The organism is Saccharopolyspora aridisoli, assembly GCF_004348445.1.
In the GTDB taxonomy this organism is placed as follows: domain Bacteria; phylum Actinomycetota; class Actinomycetes; order Mycobacteriales; family Pseudonocardiaceae; genus Saccharopolyspora; species Saccharopolyspora aridisoli.
Map to the genome: position 1 here is coordinate 154,829 of NZ_SMKV01000006.1, position 25,706 is coordinate 180,534.

Genomic DNA, 25,706 nt, shown 5'->3' on the forward strand with positions numbered 1-25,706 from the left:
ATCACGCGGGCGGTCGCCCACTGCGACGCCCTGCTGCACGCCGGGGTCATCTCGGTGGACGAGATCGCGGGGTTCCTCGTCGGCAGGCACGATCACGGGATCCGACGTGCGCGGGCGCGGATTCCGCACTTGGACGGGCAGGCCGAATCAGTTCCCGAGTCGGTGCTCCGGGTCGAGTTCGTGCTGCGCGGGCTGCACCCGTGCCTGCGCTGGAGGTCTTCGACGGGGATCGCTTCGTCGCCCGGCTGGACCTCGCCTTCGAGGAGGCGAAGGTCGCGGTCGAGCACGACGGCGGCTGGCACGCGGATCCGGCCCAAGTCGAGCAGGACCGCGATCGTCGCGATCGACTCAGAGCGCTGGGGTGGGCGGTGATCGTCGTGACCAACGACCGGCTCCGCGATCACGTGGACGAGGCCATCGCCGAGGTCGCGGCATCGCTGGGAGGCAGGTCCGGGGTGGCCGCATGACCGCTTACCCTGGTGGGCGTGTTGGTTCTGCTTCCTCCTTCGGAGACCAAGGCTGCTGGTGGGGACGGCGCTCCGCTGGAGCTGGCCGGGATGTCGCACCCGGAGCTGAACGGGACGCGCCGCGAACTCGTCGACGCGCTGTCCACTTTGGCCGGTGACGTGCCGCGGAGCCTGGAAGTTCTGGGGATTTCCGAGCGGCAGGTCGACGAGGTGGAGCGCAACGCCGCGCTGTGGTCCTCGCCCACCGCTCTCGCGCTGGAGCGCTACACCGGCGTGCTCTACGACGCCCTGGACGTCGGATCCCTGGAGCCCGCCCAGCGCAAGCAAGCCGATGAACGGCTGGCAGTGGCTTCGGCGCTGTTCGGGCTGGTGCGCGGAACCGACTCGATCCCCGCCTACCGGCTCTCCGGCGGGGGCTCGCTGCCCGGGCTGGGGACGCTGCGCAGCGTGTGGCGCCCGGTCCTGGAACCCGTGCTGGCCGCGGCCGACGATCTCGTGGTGGACCTGCGCTCAGGTGCCTACGCGGCGTTGGCGAAGGTCAACGGGGCCGTCGAGGTCCGGGTGCTGTCCGAGGCCGCTTCGGGCAAGCGCAAGGTCGTCAGCCACCACAACAAGTCCCACAAGGGCAGGTTGGCGCGGGCGCTGGCCTGCGCGCCCGAGGAGCCGCGGTCGGTGGAGGACGTCCTGGACGTCGCCTCCGAGGCGGGGCTGAGGGTGGAGCGCGAGGCCGACCGCGAGCTCTGCGTCGTCGTCACGGCCTGAGGAGACGAACAGCACAGCCCGGCGCCTGTTCCCCGGACGCCGGGTTCGGTCCGATAGACTGCGGGCTGTCTGCGGCTGGCACTCGGCCGCAATGCGAGCGGCGTCCGCCGCGTTCGCCCACCCATCGGCGCGGTATCGCGCCGGGCTCGTCCTCGTGATCGCCCGCGGAAAGACCCGCGAAGCTCTCCCCGTGACGTGCCTACCTCCGGGGAGTACTCTTCGTGCCTTCTTCTTCTGCCACGCCCGCACGCCGCAACCAGTCGGGACGTCCGCGACGTCGCCGTCCGCAGGCCAAGGCGCAGCCGGTCAAGCGCAGCCTGTTCGACGAGGTCGGGGTGACGGCCGTCGACCCGGCGCCGTTCGCCGATCTCGGACTGCCCAACCGCCTGGTGCGCGCCCTGCACGACAGCGGCATGCAGGAAGCGTTCCCGATCCAGGCCGCCACCATCCCGGACGCGCTGACGGGACGTGACGTGCTCGGCCGCGGCCAGACGGGTTCCGGCAAGACGCTGGCGTTCGGGCTTCCGCTGCTGGCGCTGCAAACCGGGAACGCGCGTCCGATGCGCCCGCGCGGCCTGGTGCTGGTGCCCACCCGCGAACTGGCCACCCAGGTCACCGATTCACTCAAGCCGCTGGCCAAGGCCTTGGGCCTGTACGTCCGCGAGGTCGTCGGCGGCACCTCGTTCAACCGGCAGGTCGACACGCTGCGACGAGGCGTGGATGTTCTGGTCGCGACTCCGGGTCGGCTGGCCGACCACGTGCGGCAGGGCACCTGCGATCTGTCCGAGGTGGAGCGCACGGCGCTGGACGAGGCCGACCAGATGGCCGACATGGGGTTCCTGCCGCAGGTCCGGGAACTGCTCGACATGGTTCCCGCCGACGGACAGCGGCTGCTGTTCTCAGCGACTCTCGACGGTGATGTGGACAAGCTCGTCGAGCGGTACATGACAGACCCCGTGGTGCACTCGCTGGCGCCGCCGTCGGCGAGCGTGGACAGCATGGAGCACCACCAGCTCTTGGTGTCGGCGACCGACAAGCAGGACGTGCTGGCGCGCATCGCCGCGCGCGAAGGCCGCACCATCATGTTCGTGCGCACCAAGCACCACGCGGACCGGCTCGCCAAGAAGTTGCGCGCCGTCGGCGTGGAAGCCGGTGCGCTGCACGGTGGGAAGGCGCAGAACGCTCGCACCCGCATCCTCGACGAGTTCAAGAGCGCCTCGACCAGCACGTTGGTGGCCACCAACGTCGCGGCGCGGGGGATCCACATCGACGACGTGAGCCTGGTGGTGCACGTCGAGCCGCCGGCCGACCCGAAGGACTACCTGCACCGGGCCGGTCGCACCGCGCGCGCGGGTTCCAGCGGCACGGTGGTGACTCTGGTGACCGACGACCAGAAGCAGGCGTTCCGCGCCATGGCGAACCAGGCCGGGGTCAAGGCCATCACCACCGAGGTCCGGCCGCAGGACGCCGAACTGGCGCGCGTCACCGGCGCACGCGAGCCGTCCGGCACGCCGCTGGCCGCGCCGCAGCGCCAGCAGCAGACCCCCGCGAAGTCGCGCGGCGAGCACCGCCCGCAGCGCGCCCCGCGAGGGACCGAACCGTCCCGCCGAGGCGGCTCGAACCCCAACCGCAACCGCCGTGGAGCATCGGCCGCCCGCACGGGCGCCCCGCAGCGCCCGCGCCGCTCCAACTCCCCTCGCTGAAGCCCGCATCGCGCGAGCGCGGACGACCTCGAGACCCGTCTCGTCCGCGTCTGCCCGTCCCAATCGCAGGGGCGCGATTTCAGTGGAAGTCAGGTCCCGGGTTCCAGTGGAATTCCGAATCGGATTTCAATGGGATTCGGAGTTCTGATCTCCACTGGAATCCGTTGGCCCTGGTGAGGGCGGGACGACGTGAAGTGCCCCTGGGAGCTGGTTGGCTCGCCAGGGGCACTTCCGGGTCATGGGTGGGTCAGGGTTTGAGGCCCGCTACCGGACCTATGACCACTACCGCGGGGGGTTTGATGTCGTGGGTCCGGACGTCTTCTGCGACCTGGGCCAGGGTGGTCTTCAGGGAGCGCTGGGTTCCGGTGGTGGCTTCCTGGACGACCGCGACCGGCGTGTCGGCCGGTCGGCCGTTCTTGATCAGGACCTCGGCGAACGCCTCGATGCGCTGGACCGCCATGAGCAGGACCAGGGTGCCGCGCAGCCGGGCCAGGGCCTCCCAGTCCACCAGCGATCGCTCGTCGTCCGGGGCGACGTGGCCGGAGACCACGACCGCCTCGTGCGCCACGCCCCGGTGGGTGACCGGCACGTCGGCCATCGCGGGCGCCGAAAAGGCGCTGGTGATGCCCGGCACCACGGTCACGGGGACACCGGCTTCCGCGCAGGCCAGCAGCTCTTCGAAGCCGCGCCCGAACACGTACGGGTCGCCGCCCTTGAGCCGGGCCACGAACTTGCCCGCGCGGACCTCCTCGATCAGCGTCTCGTTGATCACCGACTGACTCGCCGACCGCCCGTAGGGGATCTTCGAGGCGTCGATGACCTCGACGTGCGAGCCCAGCTCCTCCAGCAGCTCCCGCGGCGCCAGGTGGTCGGTGATGACCACGTCGGCTTTGGCCAGCAGCCGCCGTCCGCGCACCGTGATCAGGTCCGGGGCACCGGGGCCGCCGCCGATCAGCGCGACGCCGGGGGCGTTCGGCTCGGGGTGCTCGTCGACCACGCCTGCCTGCATCGCTTCCAGCAGCGCGTCGCGAACTCCAGCGCTGCGGCGCGGTCTTCCGCCGGCCAGCACGCCGAGCAGCAACCCGTCGTGCTCGGCGACGGCGGGCGTGACCGCGCTGCCCTCGGTGGCGTTGTCGGAGCGGACGCAGAACACCCGGTCTCGCTCGGCTTCGGCGCCGACGGCGGCGTTGACGTCGTCGGACGAGGTCGCCGCGACGACGTACCAGGCGCCGTCGAGGTCGCCGTCGCGGTACTCGCGACGGCTCCAGCTGATCTCGCCGGAGTCGGCCAGCGCTTCCACCGCGGGCGTCGCCTGCGGGGCGATCACCTCGACGGTGGCGCCAGCGTTGATCAGCCGGGGAAGCCGCCGCTGCGCGACGGGTCCGGCACCGACCACGACCACGCGGCGACCGACGAGGTCGAGTCCGGCGAGGTAGTGGTCATCCGTTTGAGTGGCCATGTGCGTGTCCGTGTGCGTGACCGTGCCCGGTCGGGTCGTCAGGGTGGTGGTGCGGCGTCTGCGGTGCGCCCAGCTTGTCCTCGAAACCCGGCAGCAGCACCCGGTACGCGCAGGTGTCGCAGTTCATCCGGATGTCGCCGTGCAGGGCCTCGTGGTATCGCTCCACGACGAGGTCGACCAGGGCGTCGCAGTCTCCCAGATATCCGGCGACGTGGAGCTGGAGCTCCGGTGCGGTCTGGGCCCACTCGCGCGCCTGCGTCACGACGCGCTGCGGCAGCACGCCGTCGAACAGGAAGTACGGGGCCACCACGACGCGCTTGGCCCCGAGCTTGCGAGCCCGGTCCAGCCCGCCAGGGACGTCCGGCGATGCCAGGGAGATGAACGCGGTTTCAACCGTCTCGAAACCGCAGGTCTCCTGCAAGAGGCGTGAGACCTTGCACACCTCGGCGTTGGCGTCGGGGTCGGTCGAGCCGCGGCCCACGAGGACCACGGCCGTGTCGGCCCATTCGTCGCGCGGGACCTGCTCGGCGATCCGCTCGGCGAGCAGCTCCAGCAGGATCGGGTGCGGTCCGAGCGGACGTCCGAAGACGAAGGACGTGCCCGGGTGGCGGCGGACTTCGCGTTCCAGCGCGGCGGGGATGTCGCCCTTGCCGTGCCCGGCCGCGACCAGCACCAACGGCACCGCGGCCATTCGGCGGTGGCCCTTGTCGGTGAGTTCGGTCCAGGCTTCGGTGACCGCGGGGGCGGACAGCTCGATGAACCCGCCCGAGCTGTCGACCCCGGCTGCGGACATCCGGGCCTTGAGCCGTTCGAGGAAGGCGTGGAACTGCGCGACGCCTCGTTCGTCCACCGTGCCGTGGCCCACGACCAGCAGCGGTTCGGTCACCGGTTACCTCCAGGTTCTGCCCAGTAGAGCAGGGCGTTGATGGCGGCGGCGGCGATCGCCGCCCCACCACGTTCGGTCAGGGTGCTCACGGCCGGTAGGCCGCTGCGCCGCAGTGCGGCCTTGCTGTCCACGGCGCCGACGAAGCCGACCGGGACCCCGACGATCAGCGCCGGTTCCAGTTCGCCTTCCTCGGCGAGCCGGAGGAGTTCGAAGAGCGCGGTGGGGGCGTTGCCGACGGCCCACACCGCGCCGCGCGGGTGTTCTGCCGCCGCGAGCCGCATCCCGGCCGCGGAACGGGTGAGCCCTTCGGAGGCGGCGAGTTCGGTGACTCCGGGGAAGTCCAGGCCGATGCGGGCTTCGCGGGCGGTGATGCCGGAGGCGACCATGCGCACGTCGGTGATCAGCGGTTCGCCCGCGAGCAGGGCGTCGCGCCCTTGCCGCAGCGCAGTTTCTTCCGCGACGACTTCGCCGGTCCAGCTGGGGTCGGCGGTGGTGTGCACGACGCGTTCGACGACCCCCCTCGTCAGCGGTTCGAACCGGTCGAAGTCGGCTCGCGACCGCATGATCCGGTAGGACTCGGTCTCGATCGGGTGGACTGTGCGCCTCATGGTCGTTCCTGTTTCCTATGCGATTTCCGCGCTTTTCCGGGCGGTGAACCGCCACCACGCCGCCGCACCGCCCCAGACCAGCAGGAACAGGCCCAAGGTCAGGTATCCGAGCAGCTCGAACTGGTCCGCGATCGCGGCGACCCCGTCGAGGTAGCCCAGGCCCGACTCGGCCAGGACTCCGCAGAGCACGACGAAGGCGACCAGCGCGGCGAGTCCCACGGTCAGCGCCGTGGTGGTGACGTTGACCCACAGCCGCCGCAGCGGACGGGCCAGGGACCAGGTGTAGGCGCGGGACATCAGGATTCCATCCACGCTGTCCACAGTGCACATTCCGGCGGCGAACAGCAGCGGCAGGCTCAGCACGGCGATGGCCGACAGGTTCGCGCCCGGGGTGACCATCGCCAGGACGGTGATCTCGGTGGCGGTCTGCATGCCGAGGCCGAAGAGCAGGCCGATGCCGAACAGGTGCCAGGACCGGGCCACGCCCTGCATCCGGCCGCGCAGCAGTCGCGCGAGCAGGCCGCGCCGTCCGAGGACGATGTCGACCTCGGCTTCGTCGATGGCGCCGCTCCGGGCGCGGCGCAGCAGCCGCCACGCGTCGCGCAGCACGAGCGCGTTGAGCACGGCGAGGACGGTCAGCACGGCGACCACGACCAGGTCGACGGCGGTGGCCATGTGCACGCCGGTCTGCTCGGCCCACTGCTGGGCGGCGGGTCCGGCGATGAACGCGACCGCGCAGGCCAGCAGCATGACGACGCTGGCGTGGCCGAGGGCGAACCACATGCCGGTGGACACCGGACGCCTGCCGCGCTGCATCAGCAACCGGGTGGCGTCGTCGATGACGGCGACGTGGTCGGCGTCGAAACCGTGCCGCAACCCGAGCAGGTAGGCGGTGGTGCCGGCGGCGGCGAGGCCTCCGGCGGCGCTGAACGCCTGCTCGTGCAGCAGGTAGGCACCCCAGCCCGCGAGGTGCAGTGCTCCGATCGCGGCCAGCAGGACCGCTGACTTCCGGCGCTCGCGCGCCCCCCAGCCGGTGGTGTGCCGGCTCACTTCGGCATCCCGATTCATGGGATATCCGACCTCCTGGGTTCTCCCGCCCGGGGTTCGGTGGCCGCGCGCCGCGGGTTCGCGGCACGGGGCCGGCACGCAGTGTCCTGACTCCCGGATCGACGTGGTTCCCCCGCCTTCCAGCTGATGACAGCCGTGGCGATGGGTGGGGACCACTCCCCGGTCACAGTGGCGGGACCGTCCCGGACTCGCACCGGGTTCCTGCACTGTCGGCGACAGTCATCCTTGCCTGATCTACGGTCCGAGGTCAAACCTGGTGAAATCGATCACGTTGCGTGATCTGCGCGCTGCTCCCGTCAGCCGATGGCGCTTTCAACCGGCTCAATCAGGGGTACCCGGTCGGGTGAGCACAGTGCTCCGGCTCGATGCTGCGTCAAGGAGGTCACCATGAACGAGACCCACTCGATCACGCTGAACCTGCAGGTCGTGGAGGCAGGGGCGAAGACGACCGCGGACGTCGGATTCACCACACCCGCCGGGCAGGCGCTGCACGGTCACGGCACGGCCCGCAGGCACCCCGACGACCCGGAGGTACCGCAGATCGGGGACGAGATCGCCATTGCCCGAGCCCTCTACGAACTCGCCCACAAGCTCCTGGACAACGCCTCGAGCGACATCGGGGACCGACTCCACAGGCGCGTCCACCTACCCGCCTGATCAGCATTTCGGGGTACTCTAGGACCGCGCGGTCGATGTCGTCGACCGTGGGCAGATCGGTGGGGTGGCGGCGATGTGCTGGCTCACCGCGCCGTCGCTGACGAGCTCTTCTTCCCGCCCGGGGTAGGTTGGCTCCGCCCCCGGACGGGAGGGAACCGGGTTCCGCCGCCAGCTGCGCTGGCGCGTCGGTAGGTCCTGCACCACCACGGGGCTCCGCGCTCACGGCGGTTCCTGCCGAGCGCGCCCATCGCCTCGGTCACCCCGGGCGGGCAGGGCGCGGACGAGGGCGAGTGGAACCCGGCGATCCGGCTCACACTGATCGGGCTGCCAGTCCACGTCTTCCGGCGGGAAGAACTCGGTCTTGCCGTTCCACCGCCGCTGCTGGCGAAACTTTCGGGCCGCGGTGGTTCTCGAGATCGCCCTGGCCACGACGCGTGCGTCCTGGGCACTCGCGGACGAGCCCGCCCGCGTCTAGGCCGCTCGCCGGATCCGCTCCCACGCCGCTTCGACGTGCCTGCGCTCGGTCGCCGGGGAGCCGACGGCCAGCCGCAGCAGAGTTCGCCCACCGATCTTGGTGTGGGTGAGGTAGAGGTCGCCGGAGTCGTTGAGCGCGTCCATCACCCGGTGCGTGCGCTCGTTGGCCTCGTCCACCGGGAGGTCCGGGTAGCGCGGCCGGAAGCAGACCAGCGCGAGCGGGTGCGGTTCCAGCAGCTCGAAACCGGGGTCGTCGCGCACCCAGCCGGCGAACTCCTGGGCCAGCGCGACGGTGTCGCGGATGTGCGCGCGCAGCCCTTCCGCGCCGTACCAGCGCAGCACCGACCACAGCTTCAGCGAGCGGAACCGGCGGCCGAGCGGGACCTGCCAGTCCCGGTAGTCGATCACCTCGCCGGACTCGCTGGCCTCGTTGCGCAGGTACTCCGGCAGGATCGACAACGCCTCGATCATCGGAGCCCGGTCGGCCAGCCACAGGGCGCTGCAGTCGAAGTTGGTCAGCAGCCACTTGTGCGGGTTGGTGCAGTAGGAGTCGGCGAAGTCGGCGACTCCCTCGTTGATCCAGCGCAGCTCCGGGCACACCGCCGCAACACCGGCGTAGGCCGCGTCGACGTGCATCCAGACGCCGCGCCTCCGGCAGATCTCGCCGATCTCGCGCACGGGGTCGATCGCGGTGGTCGAGGTGGTGCCGATCGTCGCGCACACCATCGTCGGCACCGCACCGGCTTCCACGTCCGCGGCGATGAGTTCGTCGAGGTGGCGCGGGTTCATGCCGAGCGTATCCGGGTCGGTGTCGACCACCCGCACGTTATCCGCGCCGATCCCGGCCAGCCGCGCAGCCCGCTCCAGCGAGGAGTGGGTGTGCGCCGAGACGTACAGCGCATGGCGTCGGGTGATGCCCCTGCGCGCGACGTCCTCACCGGTCCGCTGCAGCGCGGCCAGGCACGCGACGAGCACGGCGCTGGACGCCGAGTCCTGGATGACCCCGCCACCAGCCGCGTCGGTGCGGAAATGCGCAGGCAGGCCGAGCAGTTCGGCCAGCCAGTCCACGACGACGGTTTCCAGCTCGGTGCAGGCCGGACTCGTGGCCCACACCATGCCCTGCACGCCGAGCCCGCTGGAGAGCAGGTCACCGAGGATCGAGGGTCCGCTCGAATTGGCCGGGAAGTAGGCGAAGAACCCCGGGTGCTGCCAGTGCGTCACACCCGGCAGCAGGATCTCGTCGAGGTCACGCAGGACCTGATCGAATCCCTCGCCCCGCTCCGGCGGATGAGCGGGGAGCTTGTCCCGCACCTCCCCCGGCCCCACCTGCGATCGCACCGGGAACGATTCGATCCCCACCCGGTAATCCGCGATCCAGTCCACGACCTGCTTGCCGACCCGCCGGAACTCCTCCGGCGACATGTCACCACCCACCCGGCCACCCTGCCACTCCGGACGCGATCAGCGCAGGAGGTCGATGGCGTCCCTGGGGCAGATCTCGACGCATTCACCGCAGGACGTGCAGGCTTCCGCGAGCACGTAGGGGCGGCCCGGAGCCGGGCGGAGGGCGTGTTCCGGGCAGGTGAGCAGGCACGCGCCGCAGGCGGTGCAGGCGTCGGTGATGGTCAGCGGGTCAACGGACATCGCCCGCCATCCAGCGGTAGCCGCGCGGGGTGACCATCCGGCGACCGACCACAGTGGACTGCGAGGAGCCGACGACGACCGTGGTGAACATGTCCACGTCCGCCGGGTCGAACTCGTCGATCGAGGCGCACCAGACCTCCTGGTCCGCGCGGCTGGCCTGGCGGACCGCGCCGACCGGGGTCGTCGCCGGACGGTGCTCGGCGAGGATTTCCAGAGCACGGCCCAACTGCCAGTGGCGCTGCACCGAACGCGGGTTGTAGAAGCAGACCACCAGATCGCCCTCGGCTGCGGCGCGGACCCGGCGTTCGATCACCTCCCACGGCGTGTGCAGGTCGGACAGGCTGATCAGCGCGTGGTCGTGGCCGAGCGGTGCACCCAGCAGCGCCGACGCCGACAGCGCGGCGGTCACGCCCGGCACGCCGACGACCTCGATGTCCACGTCGGCCTTCTCCAGCGCGGGACTGGCCATCGCGTACACGCCCGCATCGCCCGAACCGATCAGCGCGACCGCGCGGCCCTGCTTGGCCAGCTCGACCGCCTCAGCGGCGCGAGCCTCTTCGGCGCCCAGGCCGGTGGCGCGCTCCTCGGTGCCGGGCCGCAGCAGGTGCCGGACCTGGTCGAGGTACTGGTCGAGGCCGACGACCACCGACGCGCGGCGCAGCTCGGCGTCGGCGCGCGGCGTGCGCAGGTCGGGGGCACCCGGCCCGATGCCGACGATGGCGAGCCTGCCGCGCGGGCTGATCCGGGTGGCGGCAACGGTGACGTTGTCACCCTTGATCTTGTCCGCGACCAGCTCGACCGGGGCGCCGTAGGCGAGCTCAACGGCGGCGTGCAGCGAGGAGGCCTCGGCGACGCTGGGCGTGCCGACCTCGCTGCGCACCACCTCGCTGGGGTTGGGCACCTCGACGCCGGCCAGCACCTCGGCCGGGTAGGTCAGCAGCGACAGCTCGTCGCCGCCGTCCTTGGAGTGCCAGAAGCCCAGGTCCTGCACCGCGTCGAGGATGCCTGCCTCGTCGGCCTTGAGGTCGACGCTGGCGAAGGCGCGGATGGCGCGCGGGTCCAGGCCGTGCTCGCTGTCGAGCCGGGCGATGGCCTCGGCGACCGCCGTGCGCGACACACCGCGCGCGGAGCCGACTCCGACGACCAGCGTGCGCGGGATGAGGCGCAGCGTGCGCTCCTCGTCCTCGGCCGGGCGGCGGTCGTCGATCACCACCGTCCACTGCGGGTTCGCGACGTCGGCGCTGACGTTCGGCGGCAGCGCCGGGAGCGGGAAGCCGTGCGGGTTGATCAGCCGGACCGGTTCGCCGTCGAGGATCGCCACGCCGCAGGACGGCAGGTCGCCGTCGACGGTGGCGTCTAGCTGCTCGACGAGCTCGTCGAGCGCGGTGGTACCAGTGGAGTCGGTCGCGGTGGTGATCACCGGAGTGCAGCCGAAGACGTCGGCGACCTGCTCGGCCAGCGCGTTCGCGCCGCCGCCGTGACCTCCGGTCAGGGCGATCGCGAAGCGCTGCGCCTCGTCGACGCTGACGATGCCGGGATCGGTGTGCTTGTCCTGCAGCAGCGGCGCGACCAATCGGACCGTGGCGCCGCTGGCCAGGAAGAACACGGCGGCGTCGAGGTGGTCCCAGAGGCGTCGGACGGCCGGTCCGATCGGACCGTCAGCGACCAGGGCCTCCGGCCCCAGCCGTCCGGCGAGTTCGGCGGCCGCCCGCCGTCCCGCCGCGGTCACCGCGAACAGACCGATCACTGCTACTCCCCTATGTCGTCGTCACATGCCCGGAACGGGTGAAAACACCCTACGACACTCCCGGACGGGGCAGTTCTGGTCCGAACCGCCCATGATCAATGACCTTGTGCCTGGTCAGCCCGGACCGGAAATGCCCGCTGCCTCGCGAGGGATCACGCCTTCTTGCGACCTGAGACGAGGACCACCGGGTTGGCCGCCTCCAGCCGGGAGGAGCCGTCCGGGAGTTCGGCAAGGCGGGAGGCCGCGAGCTGGACGCCCTCGACCTCGTACCCCGCCGAGCGCAGCGTCTCGCGGGTCGGCCCGACCCGGTCCAGGGCCGCCAGGGCGACCACGACGCGGGAGGCTCCGGCGTGGGCGCAAGCGGTGACGACCTCGTTGCCGCCACCTCCCACGAAGATCGAGTCCGGCTTCGGCAGCTCACGCAGCGCCTGCGGGGCCTTGCCCTCCACGATGCGCACGTCAACGCCGTGACCTGCGGCGTTGGTGACCATCCGGACCACTTGGGCCTCGTCGGACTCGACAGCGATGGTCGCCGCGCCCATCCGGGCGCACTCCACCGCCACCGAACCCGACCCGGCGCCGACGTCCCAGACCAGGGTGCCCGGACGCGGGGCGAGCTTGGCCAGCGCCACGGCGCGCACCTCGACCTTGGTGATCATGCCGTCGCGGTGCGAGAACTCGTCCTCCGACAGCGCCCAGCCGGTGGCCGGTGGAACCGGCTCACCGCCGGCGATCCACCCGCGCGAAGGCACCTCGTCCGCATTCGCCAGGCACAGCACCACGTTCGGCTCGAACCAGCCGCGCTTGGCCGCGTCCGCCGGGTCGATGGTCACCACCGACTCGTTCGGCCCGCCCAGGTCCTCGCCGACGATCATGGTGCGCCGCCACCCGGTTAGCCCCGACGCGATCTGCGCCGGACCTGACTTCGGCGCGGTCAGCACCGCCACCGCCGGGCGCGCCCGGCACACGTTGATCGCCGCGCTCAGATCGCGGCCGTGGGCGCTGACCACCACGACGTCGTCCCAGGACCGCCCCGCGCGCGCCATCAGCCGCTGAACGCTGGAGGTCGCGGGCAGCACCGCGCACCGGACGCCGCGCTCCCGCAGCGCGCGCACGGCGCCGAAGAACCCCGGGTCACCGGAGGCGAGCACCACGCCCTGCTCGTCCCCGGACAGCGCGGACAGCGCGTTCAGAGCCGGTTCCAGAGGCCCCAGTTCGAGCCTCTTCGCCTGGTCGGGCGCATGCGCGTCGAGGTGCCGCTTGCCTCCCACGACCAGCCGCGCCTGCGCCAAGGCCTCGGCACCACCCGGCGGCAGCGCTGCCCCGTCAACCCCGATCACCGTGACTGCCACGTCACCCACCTCGCCTCGGTGGCCGCGACCACGTGCTCTCCCTCGAAGTCGACCATGGCGACCCGAACACGCAGCTTGCGACCGCACTCCTCGCTGAACCGCTCCAATACTGCTGCCACCAGGTCGCACAACCGGTGCGCACACGCCGAGAAGTAGTCACCGCGCTGCCACACCTCGTACGCGCGGCGCGCGGTGGCGGCCTCGCTGACCTCGGTCACGTCCTGCTCGCTGCCGCCGAACTCCGCGGTCAGCCGTCCCAGCAGTCCGGTGTCCACCTTGGACCGCGTGTAGTGGGTCATGACGACACCGGAGGCGAGCTTGGTGAGCTTGCCGATCATGCCGACGAACACGAGCTCGTCGAGCCCGTGCTCCACCGCCCTGCGCACGGCAGCGCCGGTGAAGTCGCCGACCTCGATGAAGGCCACCTCGGGCTCATCGGGCAGCAGCCGCATCGCGACCCGCTCGGTGCGCCCGCCGGTGGACAGCACGGCCACCCGGCCCCGCTGGGCGGACAGCACCGACACGGCCTGCTCGACGCTGGACCGCCACGACGCGGTGGAGAACGGCCTGACGATGCCGGTGGTGCCGAGGATCGAGATGCCGCCGAAGATGCCCAGCCGCCGGTTGGTCGTCTTGTAGGCCATCTTCTCGCCGCCGGGCACGGTGATCGTGACGTCGGCGCCGCGCTCGCCGAGCACCTCGCGCACGGCGTCGCCGATCATCTGCCGGGGCACCGGGTTGATCGCCGGACCACCGACCTCCAGGCCCAGGCCGGGCTTGGTGACGGTGCCGACGCCCTCGCCGCCGTGCAGCACGACCTCGCCGTCCTCGCGAGGCACGACGCTGACCGTCAGCCGAGCGCCGTGCGTGACGTCCGGGTCGTCGCCCGCGTCCTTGACGACCACGGCGGTCGCCGGTTCGGCGCTGCCGGAGTCGACCTGGAACCGACGGCGCTTGCCGTCCGGGAAGCCGATGTCCACGGTGGCCGGGAGCTGCCCGGTGACCAGCAGTTCGGCTGCCGCTCGGGCCGCCGCTGCGGAGCAGGCCCCGGTGGTGAAACCGGTGCGCAGCGCCTTGGGCCGGACCTTCGCGGTGCGCGGGAGGTCCGGCTCGCGCAGCGGCGGCTGCGGATCACTCTGACTGCTCATCCGGCTTCGCCGCGGGCTTGCGCTTGGCAGACTGCTTGTTCTTCGCCGTGTTCGGCTTGGCCGGGGCCTTGCGCTTGGCCGAGCTGGACTTCGCCGCCCCGGTCGTCTTGCGCGTGGTACCGGTGGTGGTGCTCGCGGTGCCACTGCTGGCGGTGCTGCCAGTGGCGGCGGTGGTGGTGCCACTGCTGGCGGTGCTGCCCGTGGCGGCGGTGGTGGTTGTGGTGTCTGTGCCGCCGGTGTCGGTGGCGGTTCCGCTGGTGGCGTTGGCGGCGCTGGCCGCGGTGGCCGGAGCGGTCGTGGCGCTCGACGTGGCCGACTCCTGCTGCGGCGCAGCGGTTTCGGCCTCGGCGGGCTCGTCGGCGAACAGCTGCGACTGCGATTCGTCGACCTGGGGGATCGAGCGGTTCGCGCCGAAACGCGCTGCACCGCGCGCGGTCTCCTGCCAGTCCCGCACCGCCCACCACGCCGCGTCGGACTCCTTGAGGTTGGCCGCCTCGGACTCCTTGAGGTTGGCCGCTCCGGACTCCTCGAGGTTGGCTGAGTCGCTCTCCTCGGGCTGCTCGCGCGGCTTCTCGACGCGGCGGACGGAGCGCTCGGCGCGCAGCGCGCGACGGGCTTCCTTGTCGGCCTTGCGGTAGGTGTGGAAGTGGCCCGCGTGGTACAGGTGCGAACGGGTGCCACCCGCGGTGAGGCCCTTGCCGATGATGAACAGCGTGTGCCGCCACAACTTGTGCTTCTTGCAGTCGGCTTCGAGCTCGCCGAGCGTGCTGCGCACCAGCAGTTCGTCCGGCCAGGTCACCTTGTAGGCCACCAGCACCGGCGTGTCGTCCGGGTAGCCGCCCGCGCGCAGCTCCTCGACCAGCTGGCCCGTGCGCGCGGCGGACAAGAACAGCGCCATCGTGGTGCCGTGCTTGGCGAACTCGCGGACCTTCTCGCCGTCGGGCATCGGCGTCTTGCCGCCCTCCAGGCGGGTCAGCACCAGCGACTGCGCGACCTCGGGGACGGTGAGCTCGCGGCCGATCGCCGCCGCTGCGGCGGAGAAGGCCGGAACGCCGGGCACGATCTCCACCTCGACGTTCATCCGGACCGCGGCGTCGTACTGCTCCTGGACCGCACCCCACAGCGACGGGTCACCGGAGTGCACGCGCGCGACCTTGAGCTTGTCGCGCTCGGCGCGCCGGTAGATCTCCAGCGCGTTCTCGTGGGTGAGCCGGGAGGAGTCGACGAGCTCGGCATCGGAACGGGCGTGCTCCTGCACGCACTCCGGCGTGACCAGGCTCGCGGCCCAGACCACGATGTCGGCTTCGGCGATTCGCTTGGCGCCGCGGACCGTGATCAGGTCGGCCGCGCCGGGTCCGGCGCCGATGAACGAGATCCGGCCAGTCACCATTGCTCTCCTCTTCCGCCTCGGGGTGGCAGCACTACCACTGTCGACAAGTAAGGCGCATCGTCCACATCGGACACTTCAGCAAGCGGTAGTACCCGCGCATCCGGCGTGCCCAGGTGCTCGGCGTAGACCGAGCGGTCCAGAGCTCCGCAGTCGTCGATCGCGTCGCGCAGCTCACCCAGGCGTCGCCCGCCTTTGTAGGCAACGACCGTACCGCGCGCTCGCAACGCCTCCCGCAGCGCGGTGACATCCCGCAGCGTGGGAATCACGGTGAGTTGCTCCGAGCCCTCGGTGAGCGCGATGCCCGCCTGCGACGCGGTCGCCTGCATCGCGGTGATGCCGGGCACCGTCACGATCTCGACCTCGGTCAACAGCTCCACGACGGCCGCTGCCAGATAGCTGAACGTCGAGTACACGGCGGGGTCGCCCAAGGTGGCGAAGACCACCGTGCCGCCCTGATCACGCAGTCGCTTCGCGACGGTCTCTGCCGCGTCGTCCCAGTGCCTGCGGCGCCGCTCCTGCGGCCCGTCGACCGGGTCGGCGAGCGCGAACACCAGCCGCTGCACCCGCTCGTCGGAGCCCAGGTGAGCGCGCACGATGGCCTCCGCGCGGCCCTGCTCGTCGGGCGCGAGGACGGGCACGTACACGGTGTCGGCTTCGCGGATCTCGCGCAGCGCGGCCAAGGTCAGCATTTCCGGATCGCCGGGGCCGACCCCGACACCGACGAGTCTCATCGCAGGCACCTCATGACGAATCGAGCTACCGAACCGGGGTTTCCGGCCGGATGGGTGTGCAGGTAGGAGGCGTGCACCCCTCCGTGGACGAATCCCTCGCGGTGCGCCCCGGAAGGCCCGCGCCAGAACCACGCGGGAGGTTCGCCGTGACCGGGTTCGGTCGCGGTGCGGTGGAATTCGTGCCCGCTGATGCGGGCTCCCTCGGCGAACAGCGGTGATTCGGTGGCGGCGACGGCGTCTCGGTATCCCAGGGTCAGTCGCGGCGACATGGCCGCGCGCACCGGCAGCACCCCGCACATGGGTTCGCCATCGAGCTCCTCCCCGAGGTAGAGCAGTCCACCGCATTCGGCGTGCACCGGGCCTCCACCGGTGGCGAAGGCGCGGATCTCATCGCGCAGCGCGGTGTTCGCCGACAGCGCGGAGGCGTGCTGCTCCGGGAACCCGCCCGGCAGCACCAGCCCGGCGGTCCGGGCGGGGAGTCGCTCATCGCGCAGCGGGTCCACGAGGGCCACCTCGGCACCGGCGGTTTCGAGGAGTTCGACGTGCTCGGCGTAGCCGAAGCTGAACGCGTGCCCGCCCGCCACGGCGACCACCGGCCGGCCCTGCGGCTGCACTTCGACACCTGGATCCCAGGCGGATCCGGGCAGTTCACCGGCGGTGCCGGCGAGCGCGGTGACGGCGTCGAGGTCCACGGACCGCTCGATCACATCGGTCATCGCCTCCACGGCGCGCAGCGCTTCGGCGCCGTGCTCGACGGCGGTGACCAGTCCCAGGTGCCGCGAGGGGACTTCGAGGTCGTCGGTGCGCGGGATGGCGCCCAGCACCGGTAAACCCGCGTTCTCGGCGGCCGAGCGCAGCACCTGCTCGTGGCGCGGCGAGCCGACGCGGTTGAGCACCACGCCGGCGACCTCCACCTGCGGCCGGTAGTCGCGAAAACCGTGCAGCAGCGCGGCGAGGCTGTGGCTCTGCCCCTTGGCGTCGACGACGAGCACGACAGGGGCCTCGATCAACTGCGCGACGTGCGCGGTGGAGCCGAAGGCGAGTTCCTCGTCGCCGCCGATGCGGCCGTCGAACAGGCCCATCACGCCTTCCACGACAGCGATGTCGGCACCGGCGGATCCGTGGTGCAGCAGCGGCGCGATGCGGTCGGCTCCGACGAGCACGGGGTCGAGGTTGCGCGCGATCCGGCCGGCGGCGAGCCGGTGGTAGCCGGGATCGATGTAGTCGGGTCCCACCTTGAAGGGCGCGACCCGATCGCCGCGTCTGCGCAGCGCACCGAGCAGGCCGGTGACCACGGTGGTCTTGCCCTGCCCCGAACCCGGAGCGGCGAAGACCACCCGATCGCGGTTCACCACTCGATGCCCTTCTGGCCCTTCTGCCCGGCGTCCATGGGGTGCTTGACCTTGCCGGTCTCCATCACGAGGTCGGCGGCGTCGATCAGCGCCTGCGGCGCGTAGCGGCCGGTGATGACGACGTGCTGGTGGCCTTCGCGCTCGCGCAGCTTGGCGACGACCTCGTCGACGTCGACCCAGCCCCAGTGCAGCGGGTAGGTGAACTCATCGAGGACGTAGAGACCGTGGCGCTGCTCGTCGAGGCGGCGGGAGATCTCCTGCCAGCCTTCGAGCGCGGCGGTGGCGTGGTCTTGCTCGGTGCCCTTCTTGCGGGTCCAGGACCAGCCTTCACCCATCTTGTGCCACTCGACGGGGCCGCCTTCGCCGGTGTCCTCGTGGACCTTGCCGAGCGCGCGGAACGCCGACTCCTCGCCGACCTTCCACTTGGCGGACTTGACGAACTGGAAGACCCCGATGGACCAGCCCTGGTTCCACCCGCGCAGCGCGAGCCCGAAGGCGGCGGTGGACTTCCCCTTCATCTCGCCGGTGTGCACGACGACCAACGGCCGGTTGCGGCGCTGGCGGGTCGTGAGTCCATCAGCTGGCACGGAAGAAGGCTGTCCCTGAGGCATGCACTGACCCTAAGAGGTTGCTGCCAGTGACCTGCGTGGCGGTGCAGGTAGCGGAAACCGCACGCTGATCCCGGGGTCCGCGACCGATGCACGGTGCTGCGGCTGTCCTCCCCAGACGACGTGAGGCCGCCGCGGTGCGAGTTGCTCGGGTGGCCGAAGTGACGAGGCCCAGCGCACGGCCCCGCACGAGGTGGGCAACTTCACCGCTGCAACCGGCGTTCGACGCGTGAAGATGGACGAGCGTCCCAGCACTAGGAGCCGCCGCATGCCCACCAGGCCGCCTCTGGTGCTCTCCGCAGCCTCGTTCATCAGCAGCTTCGACCGGTTCGCCGTGACCCCGATGCTCGTGCTGATCGCGCTGAGCATGCACGTCCCGATGGCCTCGGCGGTCACGGTCGCCAGCGGCTACTTCCTGGCCTACGGGCTCTCGCAACCGCTGTGGGGAATCCTCTCGGACCGCTTCGGCCGGATCCCGATCATGCGCGCCACGCTGCTCGCGGCGGCGGCCACGGGCCTGATCTCGACGTTCGCCCCCTCGCTGGCGGTGCTGATCGCGGCGCGGGTCCTGGCTGGTGCGTTCATGGGCGCGGTGGTCCCGACGACGCTGACCTACGTCGGCGACACGGTCTGCCAGCAGAAGCGCCAGAGCGCGCTGTCGGACCTGATGGCCGCCCAGGCGGTGGGCACGGCCATGGCGACGGCGGTGGGCGGTGTGCTGGCTCACTGGCTGGACTGGCGCGTGGTCTTCGCGGTCCCGGCCCTCTGCGCGGCGATCTGCGCGCTGCTGCTGCGCGGCCTCCCGGAACCCGAGCGAGCGGCGGTCTCGGGCGGCGTGGGTTCCCACATCGGCGGAGTCCTGCGCAACCGGTGGGCGCTGCTGGTGTTCGGCCTGGTCTTCGTGGAGGGCGCGGTGCTGCTCGGCACCATGACCTTCCTGGCGTCGGCGTTGGTCTCCGAGGGCCTGGACGTCGCGGTGGCGGGCTTGGCCACGGGCGCCTACGGCATGGGCGTGCTGGTGTTCTCCAGGATCGTCAAGGCCATCAACTCCAAGGTCCCGGTCCCCCGCTTGATCGCCATCGGCGGCACGCAGGTGATCGTCGGCTACGCCCTGGTCTCCTTGGACACGAACTTGGCCACGGTGATCACCACAGCGCTCCTGCTGGGCGGAGGCTGGTCCTTCATGCACTCCTCCCTGCAGAGCTGGGCCACATCGGTGGCCCCGGAAGCGAGAGGAACAGCGGTAGCCCTCTTCGCCTGCGCCCTGTTCCTGGGCAGCGCAGCAGCCTCCGCAGCAGCAGGCCCCCTAGCTGACCACGGCAACTACACGATCCTGTTCACCACAGCAGGAGCAGTGGCAATCCCCCTGGTAGCCACAGCCACCTGCGCAAGGCACCGCTACCACCAGAAACAACCAACCCCAGCCTGAACCGTCAGGCAAGCGACGAAGTCGCTTCCTCCTTCACCACCCGAGCAGCCGGCACCGCCGCGGGTTCTGAGCGGCTTCGCGGCGAGGACGCCGCGACGCCGTGTATCGGCACACATCAGGAGTGGCGCCCGGAGACCATGGAGCCGCTCAGGTTCCGCCACCCACACCGCCAAGCAACCCAGCCACAACAACCACGAAGAAGAAGAGCCCCGCGCTCAACCGGCCTGGGGGTCGCTGGGAGCGCGGGGCACTTTGGAGGTCCACCCCTGGGGGTCAGGTGGACTGGTGGTCACCGTACCAATCCGACCGAAGGGTCTGTACTCACAGGGCTGAATCTCGTGACCAAAACGAGACTCAAGCAGCCAACCCGCTGTCACCGCTGACGGCGCGCACGACTCCGGCGACGTGTTCGGCGGAGAGCTCTTCGAGCCGCAGGCTGGGTCCGCCCAGGGCTGTGGCCACCTGGTTCGCCAGTCCGAGCTTGACAGGGCCGTTCTCGCAGTCGACGACCACGGAGGCGGTTCCGGTATTGGCGAGCGCGCGTGCGGCGCGCAGGGCGTCGTCGACGGCCTGCTTGCTCCCGGTGGCTCCTCGGACGCCGACGGTGGCCTTGCCGTCGGTGAGCAGCACGACGAGCGGCCGGCGCTGCGGGTCGCGGGTGCTCTCGGTCTGGATGAGGTGCTTGGTGCGCAGCAGTCCGTCGGCGAGCGGGGTGCGTCCGCCGGTGCGCATCCGGCGGAGCCGGGCGGCGGCGATGTCGACCGACGAGGTGGGCGGCAGGGCGACTTCAGCCTCGTCGCCGCGGAAGGTGATCACTCCTACCTTGTCCCGCCGCTGGTACGCGTCGCGCAGCAGGGACATGACAGCGCCGCTGACGGCGGTCATCCGGTCGCGGGCGGCCATCGAGCCGGAGGCGTCGACGGCGAAGAGCACGAGGTTGCCTTCGCGGCCTTCGCGCAGGGATCGGCGGACGTCGTCGGAGCGCAGGACCAAGCCGGGTCCGCTGCGTCCGCGCGCGGCTTGGTGGGGCGCGGCCGCGGCGAGAGTAGCGGTGACGTGCAGTCCGTGGCCGTCGACGGTGGTGGCGCGGGTGGTGCGTCCGCTGCGGGAGCGTGCGCGGGACCGACGGCCGGGTGCGCCTTCGCCGAGTCCGGGCACTTCCAGCAACCGTGCGCGGAACGACTGCCCGGCGCCGACTGGGGCGCGTTCGGAGTCGCCGCCACCGGTCTGCTGCTCCTGCTCCTCGCCGCCTCCGCCTCCGGTGGGTCCGGTGGGCTCGTCCTGGGGTTCGCCGCCTCCACCGGGACCGCCGTCGGGTCCTCCGTCGGGGTCGTCGTCGGGGTCTTCCGGCGGCTGGTCCTCGGATTGCTCCGCAGCGTCGGAGAGGGCCTGTTGAAGCTGGTCCTCGGCCATGCCGGGTTCGTCGAACGGGTCGCGGCGGCGCCGGTGCGGCAAGGCCAGGCGGGCCCCGGCTTCGACGTCCTCTTCGGTGACGGCGTCGGCGCCGCGCCAGGCCGCGTGGGCGATGGCGGTGCGCGCCAGCACCAGGTCGGCGCGCATGCCGTCGACGTCGAAGGCCGCGCACAGCGCGGAGATCCGGCGCAGTTCGGAGTCGGGCAGCACGACGTTCTCGACGCGGGAACGGGCGGCGCGGATGTGCTCGGCGAGTTCGGCGTCGGTGTCGGCCCACTGGGCGGCGAACCCTGCGGGGTCGGCTTCGAAGGCGAGCCGCCGACGGACGACCTCCGTGCGGGTGCCGACCTCGCGGGAGGCGGCGACCTGCACGGTGAGCCCGAAGCGGTCGAGCAGCTGCGGCCGGAGCTCACCCTCCTCCGGGTTCATGGTGCCGACCAGCAGGAACGACGACGCGTGCGAGACGGACACGCCGTCGCGCTCGACGTGGGCGCGGCCCATGGCGGCGGCGTCGAGCAGCAGGTCCACGAGGTGGTCGTGCAGCAGGTTGACCTCGTCGACGTAAAGCACGCCGCGGTGCGCTCCGGCGAGCAGGCCGGGCTGGAAGGCGCGGACGCCTTCGGTCAGGGCGCGTTCGAGGTCGAGCGAGCCGATGAGCCGGTCCTCGGTGGCGCCGACGGGCAGTTCGACGAGCTGCGCGGGCCGGCGGGTGGCGGTGCCGCCGTGCGGTGCGTCGGGGCACTGCGGGTCGGGCGCCACGGGGTCGCAGCCGAAGCGGCAGTCGTCGACGACGTCCAGCGACGGCAGCAGCGAGGCGAGGGCGCGCACGACGGTCGACTTGGCCGTGCCCTTCTCGCCGCGCACCAGAACACCGCCGATGCGCGGGTGCACCGCGTTGAGCAGCAGCGCGAGCCGCAGGTCGTCATGGCCGACCACGGCGGAGAAGGGGAAGCGAGGGGCAGCGGACATGCCGGTGTGGTTCCTTCCTCGGGGTGCGGACGCCCCGCTGTCGGGAACAAGGGGCCGCAGTGTCCTGACTCCCGGATCGTCACGTCCCTCCGGCCTTCCCAGGTCACCCCGGTGGCTCGCGCGGGAGGTCCGCTCCCCGGTCACAGTGGCGCCGACCGTGCCGGACTCGCACCGGCTTCCTGCCAACACCCCTTGCAAGCGGATTCACCGACATCGTCCCAGACGTCGATCAAGCACCCAACCTTCCGGCGCCGCAACTCACAGTTCGGAGTTGGCGGTGGTCGTTCCGCGTGGCGGTGCCGGTGGCAGAACCCGCGGCGGTGCCGAGCTGAGTTCCACACCTGCAACAGCGGCTCACGCCGCGAAGGCGCCTCAGCGACCAGCGATGACGCCCGCGCGGCGGGGTTCGCGTCGCATGTCGACGTGCGGAATTCCGTCTTCGAGGTACTCGTCCCCGGTCTCGACGAAGCCGAAGGAGGCGTAGAAGTCCTTGGCGTAGGTCTGGGAGGACAGCACGGCTGGCGAGTTCTGCACCTCCGCGACGACGGCGCGCATCAGCTTGCGGCCGATGCCCAGGCCGCGGGCGCTCCTGGCGGTGCAGACGCGGCCGATGCGGTAGGTGCCGTCGGGGTCTTCCAGCAGCCGCAGGTACCCGAGCACGTAGTCGTCGGCGGAGTCGACCCAGAAGTGGCGGGTGGAGTCCTCCAAGTCGCGCCCGTCGAGCTCGAGGTAGGGGCATTCCTGCTCGACGACGAAGACGTCGACCCGCAGCCGCAGCATCCGGTAGAAGTCGGAGGCGTCGAGGTCTGCGGTGTAGGCGCGTTGCACGGCGGTCGCGAGCGGCTGAAGGGTCACCCTTACCTGGATATCACAGGACTTCCCGGTTTCCCGCACTCGCAAGCGGCGGGAGTTGTGCAGACCACTCGCCCACCGCTCACAACGGGTAGTTCGACAGCCTGGTGTAGACGCCGGGCGTGCCGGGACGACCGCAGCCGGTGCCGTAGGACACCACGCCGATGAGCCGCCCACCTGCCACGATCGGCCCGCCGGAGTCACCTGCGCAGGCGTCGCGCCCGCCTTCGGGATACCCGGCGCAGAACATGCTTCGCGGGTCGTAGTCCGGGTAGGCCGAGCGGCAGGCGTCATCGGCGGCGACGGGCACCTCTACGGAGCGCAGGCTGTCCGAGTTGGGACCGTTCTCACTGGTCCGACCCCATCCGTAGACGCGGGCCATGCTGCCCGGCTCGTACGGCGCGGTCTCGCCGGGCGCGACCACCGGCAGCGGACGCTGCGGCAGTGGAGCGCTGAGCTCGAGCACGGCGAGGTCGTCGCCGGTGGTGAAGTCCTCGTAACGCGGGTGCACCCACACGTCGTCGACCTCGGCTTCGGTGCCCTGCGAGCTGCGCAGGTCGGTGCGCCCGGCGATCACGCGGACGTCCTCGGGCGAGCGTTCAACCCCGGTGAGCGGATCGTGCGCGCAGTGCGCCGCGGTGACGACCTCGCCCGCGCGGATCAGGGTGCCGCCGCAGAACTGGTTGCCGTACCGGTCGGTCAGCGCGACCACCCAGGGAGCATCGTCGGTGGTGGCGCCCGCGCCGCTGAGGATGCGGGACTGCGGCTGGTCGTCCCCGGTGATCGCCTTCTCCGCGTGGGCAGCGGGGCTCGCGCCCGCCAGAGCGGTGACCGCTCCGGCGATGGCGAGCGCGCGCAGCGCACGGGTCTTGTCGGCAGGTCCCTGTTCGTCGCGGCCCAAAGTCGGTGCCTCCAGCTGTCGCGGTCATCGGAGCGGACACACCGTAATCACCCGCACACAGGAACATCACGAGTCGCAACTCACAGCTTGGCAGGAAAATATTTCGTTAAAATCGACTTAGCAAGAAGATTATTTCGCGAATGTCGCCGTTGACAGTCGCGCCTCCATCCCAGGGCATCGCGGAACCGGCGTACCTCCAACACCGGCACCCGCCGATCTCACCTGTCCGGATGACGAGATGAACCTGATCAAGCGATGCGGCAGCGCATGCTGCCCGAAGTGGGGAGGAATTCCGCCGTGCTCCTGGACCCGACGCCGTTGCCCGCCTTCCTGCTGGCGAGCGCGGTCGTGATCATCACACCGGGAGTGGACGTCTTCCTGCTGTTGCGCACGTCGCTGAACCACGGCCGCAAAGCGGGCCTGCTGGCGCTGGTCGGGATCCACAGCGCCAGCGCGCTGCAGGTCGCGCTGGTCATCTCCGGGCTGGGCGCGCTGATCACCAAGGCGCCGGGCGCGCTCGTGGCCCTGAAGTGGGTGGGCGCGGCCTACCTGCTCTACCTCGCGGCCACCATCGTGCGCGGGTACTGGCTGACCAAGCGCGAGTCCGGCTCGCTGGACGTTACGCCGCCGGAGGACGTCAACCCCTACCTGCGCGGCCTGCTCAGCAACCTGACCAACCCGAAGATGCTGCTGTTCAGCCTCGCGTTCCTGCCGCAGTTCGTCGGTTCGTCCACGCAGCCGGCGCTCCAGCTGGTCGCGCTGGGCGTGGTGTTCCTGGTGCTGGCGGCGATCTGGGAGGTCACCATCGTGCTGGCCGCCGCCGGGATCGCCGACCGGCTAAAGAACCCCCGCGTCTCGAAGTCGCTGGACGCGTTGAGCGCGACGGCTTTCGTGACCATCTCGATCGGTCTCGTCGCGAGCTGACAAGAGGGTCAGCAGCGCCAGCCCTGCCAGCACGAGCAGCACCACCGGCACCGCCACCACACCCGACAGCAGGCTGATCACGAACGGCGTGCAGAAGCCCAGGTAGGCCAGCACCCACATGATCGCGGTCAGCCCGGCCAGCTCGGACGGTCCGGCGATGCGGCCGACCACCGTGAGGCAGTAGGTCGAGACGAAGCCGTATCCGGTGCCCAGCGTCAGCGCGGCGAGCAGGCCCAGCCACGGCTGCGCCTGCCACGCTGCGACGGCGGCCAGCACGAGCCCGGAGGCTGTCGCCAGCAGCCCGAACACGGCCGTCGCCCGCACCCCGCGCTGGGCGATCCGGCGAGCCCAGGGCTGCACGACCGCGCCGAAACCGGGCGCGCACAGCGTCGACACCCCCGCGTAGAGCACCTCGTAGTCGGGCGCGTGGACGGTGACCTGGGCGGGGAGCACGGCGAAACCGACAGTGGGGCACAGGAAGATCCACGGCGCCACCGGCGCCACCCGGCGGAGGAACCGGGGATCGCGGGCCCCCTTGCCGCGCGGCGTCCCGGCCGTCGGCTCGATGCGCGTCTCCGGGCAGCGCAGCGCCAGCGGCAGCGTCACCGCGCACAGGATCAAGTGCGGGACGTAGGCGCAGACCAGCGGGAACGGGCCCCAGGTCGCGACCAGCGAGGACACCACGCCGCTGATGCTGAAACCGGCCGCCAGCAGCACGCCGGCCCTGCGCGCGCCGGCCCCGTCCTCGGCCGCGGTCCCGAACGGCGGGTGCGACAGATCGCGCACCCAGGCGCTCCCGGCGGCCAGCACGGCACCGGTGCTCACACCGACGATCAGCCGCCCGGCGATCAACCACGGCACCACGTGCGCCCCGAGCATCAGCGCCACCGTGGCCAGGGCGCTGAGCACGATCGCCCAGATCACCACCGGCTTGCGCCCGCGCCGATCGGCCAGCGGACCCCCGAACAACAGGCCGGGCACCAGCCCAACGACGTAGAGCGCCAGCAACCCGGTCGCCGCCGACGGGCTCAGTCCCAACTCACCCCGGTAAGCCCCCAGCAGCGGGGAGAACTGGTTCGCACCCCACCCGGCCACCATCAACAGCAGAGCGGCGGGCAACCACACGTTTCGCACACCTGAAGTTCTACGCGCCGCACCCCAC

At 71.3% G+C, this 25,706-nt stretch carries 23 protein-coding genes and 2 riboswitches; of the genes, 6 read left to right on the forward strand and 17 right to left on the reverse strand.

What is annotated here, in order from left to right:
• The first annotated feature begins 200 nt into the window (after positions 1 to 200).
• From E1161_RS27050 to E1161_RS06930, 3 genes are all read left to right on the forward strand, one after another.
• Positions 201 to 467 (forward strand): DUF559 domain-containing protein, encoded by a 267-nt coding sequence (locus E1161_RS27050; protein WP_165939710.1) that lies wholly within the window; start codon positions 201 to 203, stop codon positions 465 to 467.
• A gap of 18 nt (positions 468 to 485) precedes the next feature.
• Positions 486 to 1,229 carry a peroxide stress protein YaaA gene (gene yaaA, locus E1161_RS06925; RefSeq protein WP_132620767.1) on the forward strand — a complete coding sequence of 248 codons (744 nt, stop codon included), beginning with the start codon at positions 486 to 488 and terminating at the stop codon, positions 1,227 to 1,229.
• Positions 1,230 to 1,450: 221 nt separating this feature from the next.
• Positions 1,451 to 2,932 carry a DEAD/DEAH box helicase gene (locus E1161_RS06930; RefSeq protein WP_132620769.1) on the forward strand — a complete coding sequence of 494 codons (1,482 nt, stop codon included), beginning with the start codon at positions 1,451 to 1,453 and terminating at the stop codon, positions 2,930 to 2,932.
• Between the two features lie 247 nt (positions 2,933 to 3,179).
• On the opposite strand, the gene cobA is transcribed toward E1161_RS06930, so the two are convergent.
• Genes cobA through E1161_RS06950 form a run of 4 tightly spaced genes read right to left on the reverse strand, consistent with a single transcriptional unit; the run spans position 3,180 to position 6,935 of the window.
• Complete coding sequence (gene cobA, locus E1161_RS06935) at positions 3,180 to 4,391, reverse strand: uroporphyrinogen-III C-methyltransferase (protein ID WP_132620771.1); 1,212 nt, start codon at positions 4,389 to 4,391, stop codon at positions 3,180 to 3,182.
• Entirely contained in the window at positions 4,372 to 5,277 is a 906-nt protein-coding gene (locus tag E1161_RS06940) for a sirohydrochlorin chelatase (protein ID WP_132620773.1), read from the reverse strand. Before E1161_RS06940 ends, cobA begins: the two co-directional genes overlap by 20 nt.
• Positions 5,274 to 5,885: a precorrin-8X methylmutase gene (locus E1161_RS06945; RefSeq protein ID WP_132620775.1), complete on the reverse strand. Its 612-nt coding sequence runs from the start codon at positions 5,883 to 5,885 to the stop codon at positions 5,274 to 5,276. The genes E1161_RS06940 and E1161_RS06945 overlap by 4 nt, the downstream gene beginning before the upstream one ends.
• A gap of 15 nt (positions 5,886 to 5,900) precedes the next feature.
• Positions 5,901 to 6,935, reverse strand: coding sequence for a HoxN/HupN/NixA family nickel/cobalt transporter (locus E1161_RS06950; RefSeq protein ID WP_235874841.1), 1,035 nt, complete (start codon positions 6,933 to 6,935; stop codon positions 5,901 to 5,903).
• Between the two features lie 97 nt (positions 6,936 to 7,032).
• Positions 7,033 to 7,157, reverse strand: a riboswitch (cobalamin riboswitch).
• Positions 7,158 to 7,340: 183 nt separating this feature from the next.
• Here E1161_RS06950 and E1161_RS06955 point away from each other — a divergent pair.
• Positions 7,341 to 7,610: a DUF1876 domain-containing protein gene (locus tag E1161_RS06955; RefSeq protein ID WP_132620778.1), complete on the forward strand. Its 270-nt coding sequence runs from the start codon at positions 7,341 to 7,343 to the stop codon at positions 7,608 to 7,610.
• 471 nt (positions 7,611 to 8,081) lie between these two features.
• Here the strand turns inward: E1161_RS06955 and E1161_RS06960 are convergent, their stop codons facing one another.
• From E1161_RS06960 to cobO, 9 genes are all read right to left on the reverse strand, one after another.
• On the reverse strand, positions 8,082 to 9,506 hold the full coding sequence (locus E1161_RS06960) for an aminotransferase class I/II-fold pyridoxal phosphate-dependent enzyme (RefSeq protein WP_132620892.1): 1,425 nt from the start codon (positions 9,504 to 9,506) through the stop codon (positions 8,082 to 8,084).
• Between the two features lie 39 nt (positions 9,507 to 9,545).
• Complete coding sequence (locus E1161_RS06965) at positions 9,546 to 9,728, reverse strand: DUF362 domain-containing protein (protein ID WP_132620780.1); 183 nt, start codon at positions 9,726 to 9,728, stop codon at positions 9,546 to 9,548.
• Complete coding sequence (cobJ, locus tag E1161_RS06970) at positions 9,718 to 11,475, reverse strand: precorrin-3B C(17)-methyltransferase (protein ID WP_132620782.1); 1,758 nt, start codon at positions 11,473 to 11,475, stop codon at positions 9,718 to 9,720. The genes E1161_RS06965 and cobJ overlap by 11 nt, the downstream gene beginning before the upstream one ends.
• Before the next feature lie 152 nt (positions 11,476 to 11,627).
• On the reverse strand, positions 11,628 to 12,827 hold the full coding sequence (gene cbiE / locus E1161_RS06975) for a precorrin-6y C5,15-methyltransferase (decarboxylating) subunit CbiE (RefSeq protein WP_132620784.1): 1,200 nt from the start codon (positions 12,825 to 12,827) through the stop codon (positions 11,628 to 11,630).
• Positions 12,812 to 13,975, reverse strand: coding sequence for a cobalt-precorrin-5B (C(1))-methyltransferase (locus E1161_RS06980; protein ID WP_132620786.1), 1,164 nt, complete (start codon positions 13,973 to 13,975; stop codon positions 12,812 to 12,814). The genes cbiE and E1161_RS06980 overlap by 16 nt, the downstream gene beginning before the upstream one ends.
• A complete protein-coding gene (gene cobM, locus E1161_RS06985; RefSeq protein ID WP_132620788.1) occupies positions 13,959 to 15,365 on the reverse strand; it encodes a precorrin-4 C(11)-methyltransferase in 1,407 nt (468 codons plus the stop codon). Before cobM ends, E1161_RS06980 begins: the two co-directional genes overlap by 17 nt.
• Entirely contained in the window at positions 15,359 to 16,096 is a 738-nt protein-coding gene (gene cobI, locus E1161_RS06990) for a precorrin-2 C(20)-methyltransferase (RefSeq protein ID WP_132620790.1), read from the reverse strand. Before cobI ends, cobM begins: the two co-directional genes overlap by 7 nt.
• Positions 16,093 to 17,451: a cobyrinate a,c-diamide synthase gene (locus tag E1161_RS06995; RefSeq protein ID WP_235874842.1), complete on the reverse strand. Its 1,359-nt coding sequence runs from the start codon at positions 17,449 to 17,451 to the stop codon at positions 16,093 to 16,095. Before E1161_RS06995 ends, cobI begins: the two co-directional genes overlap by 4 nt.
• Complete coding sequence (gene cobO, locus E1161_RS27545; RefSeq protein WP_132620792.1) at positions 17,445 to 18,059, reverse strand: cob(I)yrinic acid a,c-diamide adenosyltransferase; 615 nt, start codon at positions 18,057 to 18,059, stop codon at positions 17,445 to 17,447. Before cobO ends, E1161_RS06995 begins: the two co-directional genes overlap by 7 nt.
• Before the next feature lie 265 nt (positions 18,060 to 18,324).
• Here cobO and E1161_RS07005 point away from each other — a divergent pair, with 265 nt between their 5' ends.
• Entirely contained in the window at positions 18,325 to 19,485 is a 1,161-nt protein-coding gene (locus E1161_RS07005) for an MFS transporter (RefSeq protein ID WP_132620794.1), read from the forward strand.
• A gap of 354 nt (positions 19,486 to 19,839) precedes the next feature.
• Here the strand turns inward: E1161_RS07005 and E1161_RS07010 are convergent, their stop codons facing one another.
• From E1161_RS07010 to E1161_RS07020, 3 genes are all read right to left on the reverse strand, one after another.
• Positions 19,840 to 21,867, reverse strand: coding sequence for a putative cobaltochelatase (locus tag E1161_RS07010; protein WP_132620796.1), 2,028 nt, complete (start codon positions 21,865 to 21,867; stop codon positions 19,840 to 19,842).
• A 35-nt stretch (positions 21,868 to 21,902) separates the two neighbouring features.
• Positions 21,903 to 22,075, reverse strand: a riboswitch (cobalamin riboswitch).
• Positions 22,076 to 22,239: 164 nt separating this feature from the next.
• Positions 22,240 to 22,722: a GNAT family N-acetyltransferase gene (locus E1161_RS07015; RefSeq protein ID WP_132620798.1), complete on the reverse strand. Its 483-nt coding sequence runs from the start codon at positions 22,720 to 22,722 to the stop codon at positions 22,240 to 22,242.
• A gap of 79 nt (positions 22,723 to 22,801) precedes the next feature.
• Complete coding sequence (locus E1161_RS07020; protein WP_132620800.1) at positions 22,802 to 23,620, reverse strand: S1 family peptidase; 819 nt, start codon at positions 23,618 to 23,620, stop codon at positions 22,802 to 22,804.
• 255 nt (positions 23,621 to 23,875) lie between these two features.
• On the opposite strand from E1161_RS07020, the gene E1161_RS07025 reads away from it, so the two are divergent.
• Positions 23,876 to 24,544 (forward strand): LysE family translocator, encoded by a 669-nt coding sequence (locus E1161_RS07025; protein ID WP_235874843.1) that lies wholly within the window; start codon positions 23,876 to 23,878, stop codon positions 24,542 to 24,544.
• Here the strand turns inward: E1161_RS07025 and E1161_RS07030 are convergent.
• A complete protein-coding gene (locus tag E1161_RS07030) occupies positions 24,458 to 25,678 on the reverse strand; it encodes an MFS transporter (protein ID WP_235874844.1) in 1,221 nt (406 codons plus the stop codon). The genes E1161_RS07025 and E1161_RS07030 overlap by 87 nt on opposite strands.
• Positions 25,679 to 25,706: the final 28 nt, after the last annotated feature.